Here is a 14,048-nt window from a genome sequence, read left to right on the forward strand (position 1 = left end):
GCAGACTGGGACAGTTTTTTCAGGTCGTCAACCTAAATCCGCGTATTTTGTAAAATTGTGAAATTCATTTTCATAAAGGTCGGAAACACCGGAAATATGGGCAATTGCCAACACAACCGAAAAGGGAAGTGACCCATTAACGCTACAACAGGGGGAAAGCGGTCCAGACCAATGCGGCTTCGCCATGTGAGGCGTCTCGTTCGCGCCAGAACGCATCGTTGACGAAACTACCGTCCCATTCGAGAACTGATGCTTCGTTCGGCTGCCTGCAAGGCGTCGTGGATCAACACCGCGAGCACCGCGACGATGAGGCCGCCCTGAACGACGAAGGCGAGATTGTTCGACTGGAGGCCGGCGATGATCACCTCGCCGAGCGTCCTTGCTGCGACCGTCGAGCCGATCGTCGCCGTCGCCAGACTGATCACCACGGAGAGCCGGATGCCGGCGAGGATGACCGGCATCGCCAGCGGCAGTTCGATTTTCATCAGCCGCTGGCGCCCGGTCATGCCGGTGCCCCGCGCCGCCTCCATGATCGAAGGCGGCAAGGTCGTAAGCCCAGTCAGAGCATTCTCGAAGATCGGCAGCAGGCCGTAGAGGAAGAGCGCAATCAGCGTCGGCTTCTCGCCGAAGCCGAAGATCGGCACGGCGAGCGCCAGCACCGCAACCGGCGGAAACGTCTGGCCGATGTTCACAAGGCTGCGCGAAAGCGGCAGGAATTCTGCTCCGGAAGTGCGTGTCACCAGGATCGCCAGAGCCAGCGCGACCACCGTCGCGCCAGCCGTTGCAATCGCGACAGTGCGCAGATGCAGAAACGTCAGTTGCAGCAGGCTGCCCTGGTTATAGATGGCCGGCGCATTCTCCTGCACAAGCGGTCGCAACAGCGGCTCGAACCACTGCGGCTGGACCAGAAACGCGATCAGAAGGGCTAGAGCAAGCAGCCGGAACAGGTTGGGAAGACGCAGCATCACGATGGCCCCGCGGCACGCTGCGCCAAGCTTTCAAGACTGACCTTGCCGATGAGGACACCATCGGGGCCGACGACGGGAAGAGCCTTGCGGCCGGACCAGAGAAGCGTCGACAGGGCCTCGCGTTGACTGGCAGCGCTTGAGATCGCCTCTCCCTCAGCGGTACCCGGTTCAACGGCTGATGACACCGGCTCGATCGCCAGCAGGCGAAACGGGCGCTCACCGGCCCCGATCAGGCTCTCGACGAAAGCGGTCGCCGGTTTGACGAGCATTTCGGCCGGCGTTGCGTATTGCACCACCTCGCCCTTGTCCATGACCGCAATCCGGTCGGCCAGATGGAAAGCCTCCTCCATGTCGTGCGTGACGAGGACAACAGTCGTTTCGAAATGTTTCTGGATCGCCAGCAGGTCGTCCTGGGCCTTGGCGCGAATGATCGGGTCGAGCGCGCCGAAGGGCTCGTCCATCAGCAGCACCTTCGGCTCTGCCGCAAGCGCGCGGGCAACGCCGACGCGCTGCTGCTGGCCGCCGGAGAGTTCGTGCGGATAGCGCGGGCCGAACGCCGCGGGGTCGAGCTGAAAAAGCGTCAGCAGCTCGGCGACCTTCGCGTCTATGCGGGCGCGATCCCAGCCGAGCAGCGTCGGCACGGTGGCGATGTTCTGAGCGACCGTGCGATGTGGAAACAACCCGTGCCCCTGGATCGCATAGCCGATCCGGCGACGCAGCTCGTAGCCCGGCAACGAGCGGTTATCCTCGCCATCGAGCCTGATCGTGCCCGATGTCGGTTCGACCAGACGATTGATCATCCTAAGCAGCGTCGTCTTGCCGGAACCGGACGTGCCGACGATAACGGTAACCGTGCGCGGCGCGATCGTCAGGCGGACATCCCTGACGACAGTGGTTTCGCCATAGCGCTTGGTAATGCCTTCGATCTCGATCATGCGCTTTGCACCTGGTTGCGGTTCGGAGTAGCCGCCTCGATCACGGCGTCGAGGACGATTGCGGCCGTGAAGGCAAGGATAACGGTCGGCACTGCCCCGAGCAGCACCAGATCCATCGCCGTCTGCCCCACCCCCTGGAAGACGAAGACGCCGAAACCGCCGCCGCCGATCAGCGCCGCGATCGTCGCCAACCCGATGTTCTGAACGAGCACGATGCGAATGCCGGTGAGAACGACCGGAAAAGCCAGCGGAAACTCGATACCGGCAAGGCGTTGGAAGTCGGTCATGCCGATGCCGCGTGCCGCGTCGTTGGCTTCTCGCGGCACGCCGGCAAGCCCCACCACTGTATTGGCGACGACAGGCAGCAGCGAATAGAGGAAAAGGGCAACGAATGCCGGTGCCGCCCCGATCCCACGGATGCCGATGGCGGCAGCACCCGGAACATGGATCGCAATCCAGCCAAGCGGCGCTATCAGAATGCCGAAAAGTGCAATCGACGGGATCGTCTGGATCGCATTCAGGACACCCAAAAGGCCATCGCGCAGGCGCGTGACACGATGGCAGAGAACGCCGAGCGGAATGCCGACAATGGTGGCGGCGGCAAGCGAACCCAAGGCGAGCATCACATGCTTGCCTGCCTCGGCCCAGAAGGTGTCGGCGCGGCTGGCATATTCTTTCAGAAGCGACAGACCGTCCCAGGTGCCGGACCACAGGAGCGCGGCAATAAAACCAAGGACGGCGGCAAGGAACAGCACTCGCACCAGCGGGGATGGACGCATCCGGGTCAATGCGTCGGCCGCTAGAAGACCGAGCGCAAACAAAAGAATCCAGAACCCTGATGCTGGCGAAACGCGGGCGTAGGTATTTTCAGGCGGCGTCAGGTGGCCGGCTGCAGCACCGATACCGAGCGCCAATGCCGCGATCGTCGAAAAGGCGATGGCAAGGCGTAGCGGGCTTGGCGTTTTCAGGAGGGCGACAACCGCCGTGGCGATCACGAGGATAAGGATGATGGCAGCCCACGCCGGAGGCAACGCCTCGCCGAGCGATCTCGCCTCGCCGGCGACGATGCGGTTGGCACGAAAAGTCGCAAAGGGCGCCAGCAAGGCGCCGTAGGCGGTAAGCACGGCAATGATCACGCCAAGCTTGTCCACGCGGAGCTGCATCAGATCCCTTTTTCTCGCCCGGCTTCCGCTCGACGGACCTTGGTCGTTCTACGCCTAGAAAACAAAACGCTGGTCGGATGCGTGCATCCGACCAGCGTCGCGCATTTGCGTCAACCTATTTCAGAAAGCCGTTCTTCTTCAGGAAGTCTTCGGCAACCGTCTTGGCCGGTTCACCACCGACTTGGACGCGGCCATTCAACTCCTGCAGTGTCACCAGATCGAGTTTCTCGAAGACCGGCTTCAGCAGGGACTCGATCTGAGGATTTTCCTTCAGCACTGCCTCGCGAATGATCGGAGCCGGCTGGTAGATCGGCTGGACTGCCTTGTCGTCTTCCAACACCACGAGGCCGGAGGGGGCGATGCCGCCATCGGTGCCGTAGACCATCGCGGCATTGGCACCATTCGTCTGGTTAGCAGCCGCAGCGATTGTCGCTGCCGTATCGCCACCCGAAAGCGTGATCAGCTGCTCCGGCTTCAACGTGAAGGCGTAGGTCGTCTGGAATGCGGGAAGCGCTGCTGCCGAGTTGACGAATTCGGACGATGCGGCGAGCACGATGTTTCCGCCGCCGGCAACATACTTGCCGAAATCGGACAACGTCGCCAGCTTGTTGGCTTCAGCGACGTCCTTGCGCAGCCCGATTGCCCAGGTGTTGTTGGCCGGCGATGGCGTCAGCCAGACAATCTTGTTGGCGTCGTAGTCGAGCTTCTTGGCGGACTCGTAGGCCTTCGCCGCGTCCTTCCAGACCGGGTCATCGGCCTTCTCGAAGAAGAAGGCGGCATTGCCGGTGTACTCCGGGTAGATGTCGATCTCGCCGGCGGTGATCGCCTTGCGCACCACCGGTGTAGCACCGAGCTGTACGCGGTCTACAGTTTTGATATTATTGGCATTCAACACAGCAAGGATGATGTTGCCGAGCACACCGCCTTCTGTATCGATCTTGGAGGACACCACGACGTCGGCGTTGGCGGCGGCTGCAGTGAGTGTCAAGGCAAAGGCTGTCCCGATAAGCAGTTTGGTCAGGCGCATGGAGATCTCCCTCGAAATTCAGTCCCGCAGTTTGATCACGGAATATTCGCGTCGTCCGGGCAAGCCATTCCATATATGTCAGTCTTCGACGAAAAATAGAGCTGCACGCAGGAAGTGCGGCGCGCGAAAAATTCCAACATCAAGTAACGCGATCGAAAGCATCAACTACCGCATGGGGCAGCGTAGGATTGGACGTTGCAATCAACAGCGTTGTCGGTCACTCTGATTGAGGCCCGCCGGAAACATCCGCTTTCACTCTTGGTTGCGATGCCGCTCGATCCGAACCGCTTGGGGGCTGGCGGCGCGGGTTCGCCCGGCGAACGTTCGGGGAATTGATGTCGATCTATCTTCTCGCGCTTCTAATCGGCGTGGTCGCCGGCCTTCGCGTCATGACTGCACCTGCCGCCGTCAGCATTGGTGCGGCCGCCGGCTGGTTGCCGCTTTCCGGCACCTGGGCAGCCTTCATGGGCTTCCGCTTTACGCCTTACATTTTCGGGCTCCTCGCGCTCGTTGAATTCGTCACCGACCAGTTGCCGAGCACACCGAGCCGCAAGGTGCCGCAACAGTTCGGCGCACGCATCGTCAGCGGCGGATTCTGCGGTGCGGTGCTGGGCACTGCCGGCGGTTCGTTGGTCGGCGGCCTGGTTGCCGGCGTCATCGGCGCCGTGATCGGCACGCTTGGTGGCTATGAGGCGCGCAAGCGCCTGGTCGCAGCCACCGGCGGTAAGGACCTGCCGATTGCCCTGCTGGAAGACGTCGTTGCAGTGCTGCTCGCGCTCTGGGTGGTGTCCTCAGTCCTATGACAAAACATTTCGACGCCATCATCATCGGCGCAGGCCAGGCGGGACCGTCATTGGCCGGTCGTCTGGCCGCGGCCGGCAAGGCCGTGGCGCTTATCGAGCGCAAGCTCTTCGGCGGCACCTGCGTCAACACCGGCTGCATGCCGACCAAGGCGATGGTCGCCAGCGCCTACGCCGTGCACATGGCGCGTCGCGGTGCCGATTTCGGCGTGACAACCGGCCCGGTTTCGGTCGATTTCAAGCGCGTCATGGCGCGCAAGGACAAGGTGAGGACCGACGCCCGCACGGGCGTTGAAAACTGGCTCAAGGGGATGGAAAACTGCACCGTCATCGAAGGTCATGCCCAATTTGAGGACCCGCACACGATCCGGGTGGGCGAAGAAATCCTCACTGCCGACCAGATTTTCCTGAACACCGGCGGTCGGGCGGCAGTACCGGATTTTCCCGGTGTCGACGACGTGCCTTTTCTCACCAATGTGTCGATGATGGACCAGGATGTTCTTCCAAGGCATCTGATCATCGTCGGCGGCAGTTATATCGGCCTTGAATTCGCCCAGATGTTCCGCCGCTTTGGCTCCGAGGTAACGGTGATCGAGAAGGGCCCGAAGCTGATTGCCCGCGAAGACCCAGATGTCTCAGATGCGGTCCTTGCGATCCTGGAGAAGGAGGGCATCCGGTTTCGGCTCAACGCCGAATGCATTCGTTTCGCCAGGCGAGGCGACGATGTCGTCGCCGGCGTCGATTGCACCTCGGGCGCGCCGGAGGTCACCGGCTCACATCTGCTGCTTGCGACGGGCCGCCGGCCGAACACCGACGATCTCGGGCTCGACAGGGCGGGCGTAAAGACCGACGCGCACGGCTATATTGAGGTCGATGACGCCTTGCGGACCAACGTGCCGCACATCTTCGCCATGGGAGATTGCAACGGCCGCGGCGCCTTCACCCACACTGCCTATAACGACTTCGAGATCGTCGCCGCCAACCTGCTCGACGGCGAGCCGCGGCGCGTCAGCGACCGCATCTCCACCTATGCGCTCTATATCGACCCGCCGCTCGGGCGCGCCGGCATGAGCGAGACCGAGGCGCGCAAGACCGGCCGCAAGATTGCCGTCGGTAGGAGGCCGATGACCCGGGTCGGCCGGGCGGTCGAAAAAGGCGAGACCGAGGGATTCATGAAGGTTGTCGTCGACGCCGACAGCAAGGAGATCCTCGGCGCATCGATCCTGGGCACCGGCGGCGACGAAGCGGTTCAGAGCATTCTCGACGTCATGTACGCCAAGAAGCCCTACACCACGATCACCCATGCGGTGCACATTCACCCGACGGTTTCGGAGCTTATCCCGACGGTCTTCGGGGATCTCGCGCCGGCAAACTGACGGTCGGCAAGCCGACCGTCAGGTGTTGGTTCAGACCAGCGCAGAGCGTGCGAGATGGTAGAAATACATCGCGCCACGTTCGAGGATTTCGTCGTTGAAGTCGTAGCGCGTGGTGTGGAGCCCGCTGCTCTCACCATTGCCAATCAGCACGTAGGCGCCGGGAACCTCTTCGAGCAGGAAGGAAAAGTCCTCGCTGCCCATCAACGGCTGGGCGAGTTCGACGAACGCGCCTTCACCGAATTTCTCGCTGATCACGGCGCGCGCCTCTGCGACCGCCTCCGCGTCGTTGATGGTCGCGGGATAACCGACCTGCCAGCCGAAAGTAACATCGGCATTGAAGCTCTGCGCCTGGAAACGCGCAATCTGCTCGACGCGCTCCTGCAACTGCTTTCGCACGGCAGGATCGGTTGCCCGCATGCTGATCTCCAGCACTGCGGTGTCGGGAATGATGTTGGACGCCGAGCCCGATTGGAACGAACCGACGGTCACGACCGAGGGCTGATGCGGCGAGACGTTGCGCGACACGAGCGTCTGCAGCGCCATGACGACGCTTGAGCCGACGACCACCGGATCGACCGTCAGTTCCGGCTGCGCCCCATGGCCGCCTTTGCCCCTGATCGTCAGCGTCAGCACATCGATCGAGGCGGCCATGGCACCGGCGCGCGTCGAGAAGGTACCGGCCGGCAGACCTGGCCAGTTGTGAAGCGCAAAGACGCGCTCGCAGGGAAAGCGCTTGAACAGGCCGTCCTCGATCATCAGCTTGCCGCCGCCGAAATTCTCCTCGGCGGGCTGGAAGATCAGATGCACGGTTCCGTTGAAACTCGCATCCTGCGACAGCGCCCAGGCGGCGCCCAGCAGCATGCTCGTGTGACCGTCATGGCCGCAGGCATGCATCGCGCCGGGATGCTGGCTCTGATAGGCGAGTCCTGTTTCTTCCTGCATCGGCAGCGCATCCATGTCGGCACGAAAGCCGATCGACCGGTTGCTGTTGCCGCGCTTCAGTGTCGCGACGATGCCGGTCGTTGCAAGCCCGCGCGTCACCTCGAAGCCCCAGGACTGCAGCAGGCCGGCGACGAATTCCGAGGTCTTCACTTCAGACAGGCCGATCTCCGGCATCTCGTGCAGCTTGTGGCGGATATTGACGAGTTCAGGCAGGAATTTCGACAGGATCGCGTCGCGCATGGTGTTCTCCTCAAGCCATCTGCAGGAACTGGCGCAGGCGCGCCGACTTCGGGTCACGCATGACCTGCGACGGGGCGCCGCGTTCTTCAACGAGCCCCTTGTGAAGGAAGATGACTTCGCTGGAGATGTCGCGCGCCAGCGACATTTCATGCGTCACCATCACCATGGTGCGCCCCTCCTCCGCCAGTTTCTTGATGACCAGCAGCACCTCGTTGACGAGTTCCGGGTCCAGCGCCGATGTCGGCTCGTCGAAGAGCATCACATCGGGTTTCATCGCCAAAGCCCGCGCGATCGCTGCGCGTTGCTGCTGGCCGCCCGAAAGCTGGTTGGGATAGTGGTCGCGCTTCGGCGTGATGCCGACCTTCTCCATCAGCACCTCGGCCTCGCCGACGGCGTCCTTGCGCGTCATGCCAAGCACATGCATCGGCCCCTCGATGATGTTTTCGAGGATGGTCTTGTGGGACCAGAGATTGAAGCTCTGGAACACCATGCCGAGGCGGGTGCGGATATGCTCGAGCTGGCGCTTGTCGGCGGCAACGAGCTTGCCGTCCTTGCCCTTCAACGTCCTGATCACTTCGCCCGATACCGAGATTTCGCCCTCGTCGGGCGTCTCGAGATAGTTGATGCAGCGCAGCAGCGTGCTTTTGCCAGAGCCGCTGCTGCCGATCAGCGAAATGACGTCGCCGGATTTCGCTTCGAACGAAACACCCTTGAGTACCTCGACCGAGCCGAAGCTCTTGTGGATGTTCTTCACTGACAGTGCGGTTGCGACCATCATCGTTCCTCCCGTGGCGCCTCTGCGCGCCGTGTACCTATGCCTTCGCCGTGCGGTAGCGGGTCAGCCGCTTTTCGACGACGTTCATCACTCGCGTCAGAATGAAGACGACGGTGAAATAGATGATGCCGGCCGCGATCAACGGCTCGAAGATCAACAGCGACTGACGCTGCAGCATGCGCGCGGTGCCCATCACCTCGAGAATGGTGATCGTCGAGGCGAGCGAGGTCGTCTTCAAAAGGATGATCAGATCGCCCGTCAGAACCGGCAAGCAGGATCGCAGCGCCTGCGGCAGCGTGATCCGCCTGAGTATCATCGACGATCGCATGCCGATCGATTTTGCGGCCTCGATCTGCCCACGCGGGATCGCCTTGATCGCGCCGCGGATGACTTCGGCATTGTAGGCCGCCTGGTTGAGGCTGAGCGCGAAGATCGCGTACCACAGGCCGTCGCGAAGATACGGCCACAGGAAGCTGTGGCGAACCCAGGTTCCCGGCAGGACCTGCCCGAGGCCGTAATAGATGAGATAAATCTGCACGAGTAGCGGCGTACCGCGAAACGCGAAGGTGAAGACATAGGCCGGCATCGATAGGATGCGTCGGGTCGAAAGCCGGGCGAGCGCGACAAACGTGCCTATGACCAGACCGAAGACGCCGGCAACGGCGGTCAACAGCAGCGTCAGCGGGGTCGCCTTGATGAGCGCCGGCAAGAAGCCGACAACGTTGGAGATCGTTTCCATCAATTGTGCCCCCGGTTAAGGCGGCGTTCGATCTGCGCGATCACCAAGGCTGAGACAAGCGTAATCAGCAGGAACAGGACGGCCGTCAGCCCGTAGAAGAAAATGTATTGCTTGGTGCCCGCGGCAGCGCGGTAGCCGGTATAGAGCAACTCGCTGAACGAGCCGAGCACGCTGATGATGGCGCTTTCCTTGGTGATGGAAAGCCAGAGATTGCCCATGCCGGGCACGGCGTGGCGCATCATCTGCGGCAGCACGATACGGGTGAAGACCTTGCGTGGCCGCATGCCGATCGAAACCGCAGCCTCGATCTGCCCGGGCGGAACGGCGAGGAAGGCCGAACGCAGCACTTCTGTCATGAACGCGCCGGAGACGAAGGCAAGCGCGATGATTGCCGCCCAGAACGAGCTGAACTGAAACGTCTCGGCGACGAGACCAAAATGCTTCAGCAGCCGCTCAGCGCCGCTTGCCACCGAGAAATACAGAAGCAGGATAACCAGGAGTTCGGGAAGCGAACGCACGACGGTCGTGTAGATATCGGCCAGAAGACGTGGCAAGCGGTGCTTCGACAGCTTGCCGGCAGCGCCCAGCAGCCCGAAGACGACCGCGACTGCATAGGCGACCACGGATACCTGCAGCGTCATCACCAGGCCCCAGGCGAAATCATCGCCCCAGCCCTCGCCGCCCCAGGCAAGCAATTGCCAGTAATACTCCATCCGTCGCTACCTGTTCCCGATTGGTGTCGTCAGCCAAAGGCTGCGATGATGCCCCGGACGCTGCGGTCCGTTTGGCGATCGAGGGCGAAGGGCCTCGGCCCGTCGCCCTCGAAAACGTCCGTTATCACTTCTTGCCGAAGATCCACTTGTCGACGAGCGTCTTGATCTGCCCATCCTTTTCGAGAGCGGCGAGGCCGGCATTGACCTTCTCGAGGTTCGCAGCGTCGCCCTTGCGCACCGCATAGGCAACACCTTCGCCGAGTACGGCGTTCTTGGGAACCTCGACCTTGACTTCGTAGTCGGCGCCGTCAGGCGACTTCAGGAACGTCTGGATGTAGAGGTCCGGGATCAGAACGTAGTCGACGCGGCCGGCGACGAGATCGGCGACGGAGTTGTCGGCGGTATCGTAGCTCTTGGCCTCGGCGCCCGGCAGATACTTGGCGACGTAGGCCGATTGCACGCTCGACGTCTGAACGCCGATGATCTTGCCCTCGACGCTGGCCGGATCGATGATCTGGCCACCGCCGTCGGCGGCGTCGGTCGTCTTGATCTCGCTGGTGTCGGACTTGGCGCCGACGAAGGACGTGCCTTCGGTGTAGTAAGGCGTCGAGAAGTCGACGACCTTGCGGCGCTCATCGGTGATCGAGAACGCACCGATGATGAAATCGACCTTGTTTTCCTTCAGCGACGGGATGAGGCCATCCCACGCCATCTGGTTGATGTCGCACTTCACGGCCATCTTTTCGCAGAGGGCACGCGACAGGTCGGCTTCAAGGCCTTCCCATTCGCCGCCGGCGTTGACCTGCGTGAACGGCATGTAGGGCTCGGGCGTCATGCCCAGACGCAGCGTGTCCTCAGCGAAAGCAGCGCTTGCCGCCATGGTGAGGGCGATCCCCGCGAACAGGGCCGACTTGAAAGTTCTCATGATGTTTCCTCCGCGAATATTATGTCTGGATCAGAGCGTGTTGCTGAACCAGCGCAGCGACATGCAGGACAGGCCGGCGTCGATCTTGCCGATTTCAGTCGTCTTCATCGGCACGACCTTGTAGCCGAGCTTGTCGAGCATCTCGATCGTGCGCGGGAAGTCGGAGCCAACCATGACGACGTCGTTGACGCGCAGCGCATTGGCCGCCGGCTCTTCGCCTTCGGGAATAATGACCTGCTTGAAGCGGTCGAACACGCCGGACTTGGCAAGACGAGCGGTCGAGAGCACGGTTTCCTCATCGAGCAGCGAGCAATCGGTCTTGAAGTGCAATACGCCTTCCGGTGTGGTGACGATCTCGCTCTTGCGGCCGAGCTTGTCGAGGCACGCCTGCAGCGCTTCGGCGCCGACCTTGTCGGTGCGGGCGGAAAGACCGATCATCACGCTTTCGCGGGTCGTCAGCACGTCGCCGCCATCGGCAAGGCCGGTGCCCGGCAGATCGAGAACCGTCTCGAACATCGCGCGAAGCGTCGGCTCGATCTCGATGGTTTCCTTGACGCGGGTGGCAGCACCCGGACGCAGGAGGATCGCGCCTTCGGTGAACACCAGCGCCGGATCTTCGACGAAGATCGAATCCGGGAAGGCTTCGAGCGCCGGAAGCACGGTGACCTTGACGCCCGCATCCTTCATCGCAGCGATGTAGGTATCGTGCTCGGCCTTCACGCCCTCATAGGTCGGATTGCCACGGTCATCGGCACGCAGGCCGTTGACGACGGTGGTCGAGGGCGTGCGGACGATGATGTTGTTGAAATTGTAGACGGGGCGTGCTTGCGACATTTGTAGTACCTTTGGCTTGGATGAGGTGCTTCTATCGATCGGATGTGGCGGCGTAAAGCTTTTGCGTACCGGCGGGTTCTCTGCGTGACAAATGCACGCCGGCGAGCATGCAGCGCACGGAGCCGCCGGCAAGCTCGATGGTCGGCACGTCGAAGGCGAGCACGCGCGCCGAAACCTCGATCGCCTTGACCTGGTCCGGCCGAAGCGACGCAAGCGCACGCGCCGACATCACGACGACACGGCCATCGGCGCCGTCGAGTTCGATCGCGTTGCCGGCAAAATTCTCGATCTGATCGATCGTGAGATCGATGACCTGCCGGCCCGTTTCCTCCAGCCGCGCGCAAATTTCCTGTCGCCTTGCCGCGTCGGGGATCATGCTGGTGCCGATCAGCGCGAAATCCGTACCGATGCACATCAGCACATTGGTATGGTAGATCGAGTTGCCGTTGCGGTCGACCGCACCAAACACCATCGGCTCGAAGTTGAAGTGGGTGCAGAAGCGCTCCAGCGCCACCTCGTTGGTGCGGTTCGACCGGGCCGCATAGGCCACGCGACCGATATGGTCGAGCACCATGGCGCCGGTGCCTTCAAGATAGACGCCGTCCTTTTCGAGGCCTGAGTAGTCGATCACGTCCTGGACGCGATACTCGTTCTTGAGCATCTCGATGATGTCGGCGCGGCGTTCGCTCTGACGGCTTTCCGAATACATCGGATAGATGGCCACATGTCCGCCCGAATGGGTGGAGAACCAGTTGTTCGGGAACACCGAGTCCGGACGGGTCATCGTCTCGTCTTCGAACAGGTGGACGGCGACGCCGGCGGCCGACAGGCCATCAGCCATGCGCGTCACTTCATCAAAAGCGGCAGTTGCGATCGCCGAGGGCTTGCGCGCCTCGTCAGTCGACTGGAAGGCATTGTCCTTGGCCGTCATCGGGTTCGGGCCGAAATGGTGCGGACGGATCATCACGACACCCTTCGGCGCCTGTACGGACAGTCTCTTCATCTCAGGCAACGCTCCGCTCGGCAATGACAGCGGCCGCCGGCTGCTTGAACAGTCCGTAGAGATCACGCGGATGCTCCGGCTGCGTCGTCAGGTCGAGCTCGGTGTAGAAGGCCGTGCCCTGGATCCTGTCACGAAGGAAGCGCAGCGCCGAAAAGTCTTCCGTGGCAAAGCCGACGGAATCAAAGATGGTGATCTGCGAGCCCGACCGGCGGCCTTCAGCCTCGCCGGCAATCACGCGCCAGAGTTCGATCACCGGGAAGTCCGGCGCCATCTGCTGGATTTCTCCTTCGATCCGCGTCTGCTCCGGATATTCGACGAAGACATCGGCACGGCGCAGGATATCGCCCTGCAGTTCGGTCTTGCCGGGGCAGTCGCCCCCTACGGCGTTGATGTGCACGCCGGCGCCGACCATATTGTCGGAGAGGATCGTCGCGTTGCGCTTGTCGGCCGTCACCGTCGTGATGATGTCGGCGCCAGCAACGGCCTCTTCTGCGGTCTTGGCGACAACGATATCGAAATCCATGTCGGCGAGGTTCTTCAGGAACTTGTCCGCCGCTTCGATGTCGATATCGAACACCTGCAGGCGCTTGATCCCGAGCAGGGCCCGGAAGGCGAGCGCCTGGAATTCCGACTGCGCGCCAAGCCCGATGATCGCCATCGAGCGGGCATCGGGGCGAGCCAGGTACTTTGCGGCCAATGCAGAGGTCGCCGCCGTGCGCAGACCCGTCATGATCGTCATCTCGGAGACGAGGCAGGGATAACCAGTGCTGACGTCCGAGAGAACACCGAAGGCCGTCACAGTCTGCAAGCCAACATTCGGATTCTTCGGGTGGCCGTTGACGTATTTGAAGCCGTAATGCTCGCCGTCGGACGTCGGCATCAATTCGATGACCCCCGTCTTCGAATGGCTCGCCAGCCGCGGGGTTTTCTCAAAAGCGTTCCACCTGCGGAAATCGTCTTCGATATATTCCGTAAGACCCAACAGGAACGTTTCAATGCCGATCGATTTGACCAGCTCGATTACGTTGCCGACACCGACATACTGAACCACGATTTCATCTCCATCGGGAAATTCGATGAGGTCAGCGTAGGCACGCAAGAAGCGAGTTGAAATTTTAAACTTGCGCAAAATCTTGCAAAAGATTGCGCAAATTGTACAACTCATCTATAAGATTTTTATGCATATCTTCGATGACCTCGATCACCAGCTTATCTCGCTTCTGCGAGAAGACGGCCGCGCGCCCTACTCCAAGGTCGCCTCGGTTCTCGGCATATCGCGTGCAACCGTACAGACGCGCATCGACCGGCTGCTGGAAACCGGGGCGGTGCTGGGCTTCACATTGCGCGTCCGCCAGGACTATGACCAGCGCGCCATTCGAGCAATCATGATGATCGAGGTCAGCGGGCGCACGACCACAAAGGTGATCAAATTCCTTCGCGGCCTGCCCGAACTCTATGCTCTCCACACCACCAATGGCGCCTGGGACATGGTGGCCGAAATTCGCGCCAACAGCCTCAGCGACTTCGACCGCATCCTGCGCGAGGTCCGCGACGTCGAAGGCGTGCTCAACAGCGAGACGAGCATACTTCTCAGCACCATCTGACATC

Annotated in this window: 15 protein-coding genes; 3 read left to right on the top strand and 12 right to left on the bottom strand. The window is 61.7% G+C overall.

Annotated elements, in window-relative coordinates:
- Positions 1-227: 227 nt before the first annotated feature.
- The 4 genes from ASD00_RS33355 to ASD00_RS33370 all read right to left on the bottom strand — a co-directional run bounded on the left by ASD00_RS33355 (position 228) and on the right by ASD00_RS33370 (position 4,093).
- Positions 228-965, bottom strand: coding sequence for an ABC transporter permease (locus ASD00_RS33355; protein WP_025428650.1), 738 nt, complete (start codon positions 963-965; stop codon positions 228-230).
- Positions 965-1,903, bottom strand: coding sequence for an ABC transporter ATP-binding protein (locus ASD00_RS33360; RefSeq protein ID WP_025428649.1), 939 nt, complete (start codon positions 1,901-1,903; stop codon positions 965-967). The genes ASD00_RS33355 and ASD00_RS33360 overlap by 1 nt, the downstream gene beginning before the upstream one ends.
- Complete coding sequence (locus ASD00_RS33365; RefSeq protein WP_025428648.1) at positions 1,900-3,066, bottom strand: ABC transporter permease; 1,167 nt, start codon at positions 3,064-3,066, stop codon at positions 1,900-1,902. The genes ASD00_RS33360 and ASD00_RS33365 overlap by 4 nt, the downstream gene beginning before the upstream one ends.
- A gap of 115 nt (positions 3,067-3,181) precedes the next feature.
- On the bottom strand, positions 3,182-4,093 hold the full coding sequence (locus ASD00_RS33370) for an ABC transporter substrate-binding protein (RefSeq protein ID WP_025428647.1): 912 nt from the start codon (positions 4,091-4,093) through the stop codon (positions 3,182-3,184).
- A 335-nt stretch (positions 4,094-4,428) separates the two neighbouring features.
- Here ASD00_RS33370 and ASD00_RS33375 point away from each other — a divergent pair, with 335 nt between their 5' ends.
- Together ASD00_RS33375 and ASD00_RS33380 are read left to right on the top strand one after the other, a co-directional pair.
- The gene (locus ASD00_RS33375) at positions 4,429-4,896 is read left to right on the top strand and encodes a hypothetical protein (protein WP_057211231.1); all 468 of its coding nucleotides are present in this window, start codon (positions 4,429-4,431) and stop codon (positions 4,894-4,896) included.
- Complete coding sequence (locus ASD00_RS33380) at positions 4,893-6,269, top strand: FAD-containing oxidoreductase (protein ID WP_025428645.1); 1,377 nt, start codon at positions 4,893-4,895, stop codon at positions 6,267-6,269. Before ASD00_RS33375 ends, ASD00_RS33380 begins: the two co-directional genes overlap by 4 nt.
- A 30-nt stretch (positions 6,270-6,299) precedes the next feature.
- Here ASD00_RS33380 and ASD00_RS33385 read toward each other — a convergent pair whose 3' ends face one another.
- From ASD00_RS33385 to ASD00_RS33420, 8 genes are all read right to left on the bottom strand, one after another.
- On the bottom strand, positions 6,300-7,451 hold the full coding sequence (locus ASD00_RS33385) for a M20 aminoacylase family protein (RefSeq protein WP_025428644.1): 1,152 nt from the start codon (positions 7,449-7,451) through the stop codon (positions 6,300-6,302).
- A 10-nt stretch (positions 7,452-7,461) separates the two neighbouring features.
- The gene (locus ASD00_RS33390) at positions 7,462-8,226 is read right to left on the bottom strand and encodes an ATP-binding cassette domain-containing protein (protein WP_025428643.1); all 765 of its coding nucleotides are present in this window, start codon (positions 8,224-8,226) and stop codon (positions 7,462-7,464) included.
- Positions 8,227-8,263: 37 nt separating this feature from the next.
- Positions 8,264-8,965 carry an ABC transporter permease subunit gene (locus ASD00_RS33395; RefSeq protein ID WP_025428642.1) on the bottom strand — a complete coding sequence of 234 codons (702 nt, stop codon included), beginning with the start codon at positions 8,963-8,965 and terminating at the stop codon, positions 8,264-8,266.
- Complete coding sequence (locus tag ASD00_RS33400; protein WP_025428641.1) at positions 8,965-9,678, bottom strand: ABC transporter permease subunit; 714 nt, start codon at positions 9,676-9,678, stop codon at positions 8,965-8,967. The genes ASD00_RS33395 and ASD00_RS33400 overlap by 1 nt, the downstream gene beginning before the upstream one ends.
- Positions 9,679-9,802: 124 nt before the next feature.
- Positions 9,803-10,603 (bottom strand): transporter substrate-binding domain-containing protein, encoded by an 801-nt coding sequence (locus ASD00_RS33405; protein ID WP_025428640.1) that lies wholly within the window; start codon positions 10,601-10,603, stop codon positions 9,803-9,805.
- 30 nt (positions 10,604-10,633) lie between these two features.
- A complete protein-coding gene (locus ASD00_RS33410; protein WP_025428639.1) occupies positions 10,634-11,437 on the bottom strand; it encodes an arginine deiminase family protein in 804 nt (267 codons plus the stop codon).
- Positions 11,438-11,468: 31 nt separating this feature from the next.
- On the bottom strand, positions 11,469-12,440 hold the full coding sequence (locus tag ASD00_RS33415) for an arginine deiminase-related protein (protein WP_025428638.1): 972 nt from the start codon (positions 12,438-12,440) through the stop codon (positions 11,469-11,471).
- Position 12,441: 1 nt separating this feature from the next.
- Positions 12,442-13,494 carry an ornithine cyclodeaminase gene (locus ASD00_RS33420; protein WP_280115194.1) on the bottom strand — a complete coding sequence of 351 codons (1,053 nt, stop codon included), beginning with the start codon at positions 13,492-13,494 and terminating at the stop codon, positions 12,442-12,444.
- 124 nt (positions 13,495-13,618) lie between these two features.
- Here ASD00_RS33420 and ASD00_RS33425 point away from each other — a divergent pair, with 124 nt between their 5' ends.
- The gene (locus ASD00_RS33425) at positions 13,619-14,044 is read left to right on the top strand and encodes an Lrp/AsnC family transcriptional regulator (protein WP_025428636.1); all 426 of its coding nucleotides are present in this window, start codon (positions 13,619-13,621) and stop codon (positions 14,042-14,044) included.
- Positions 14,045-14,048: the final 4 nt, after the last annotated feature.

The organism is Ensifer sp. Root31 (assembly GCF_001424825.1).
In the GTDB taxonomy this organism is placed as follows: domain Bacteria; phylum Pseudomonadota; class Alphaproteobacteria; order Rhizobiales; family Rhizobiaceae; genus Ensifer; species Ensifer canadensis.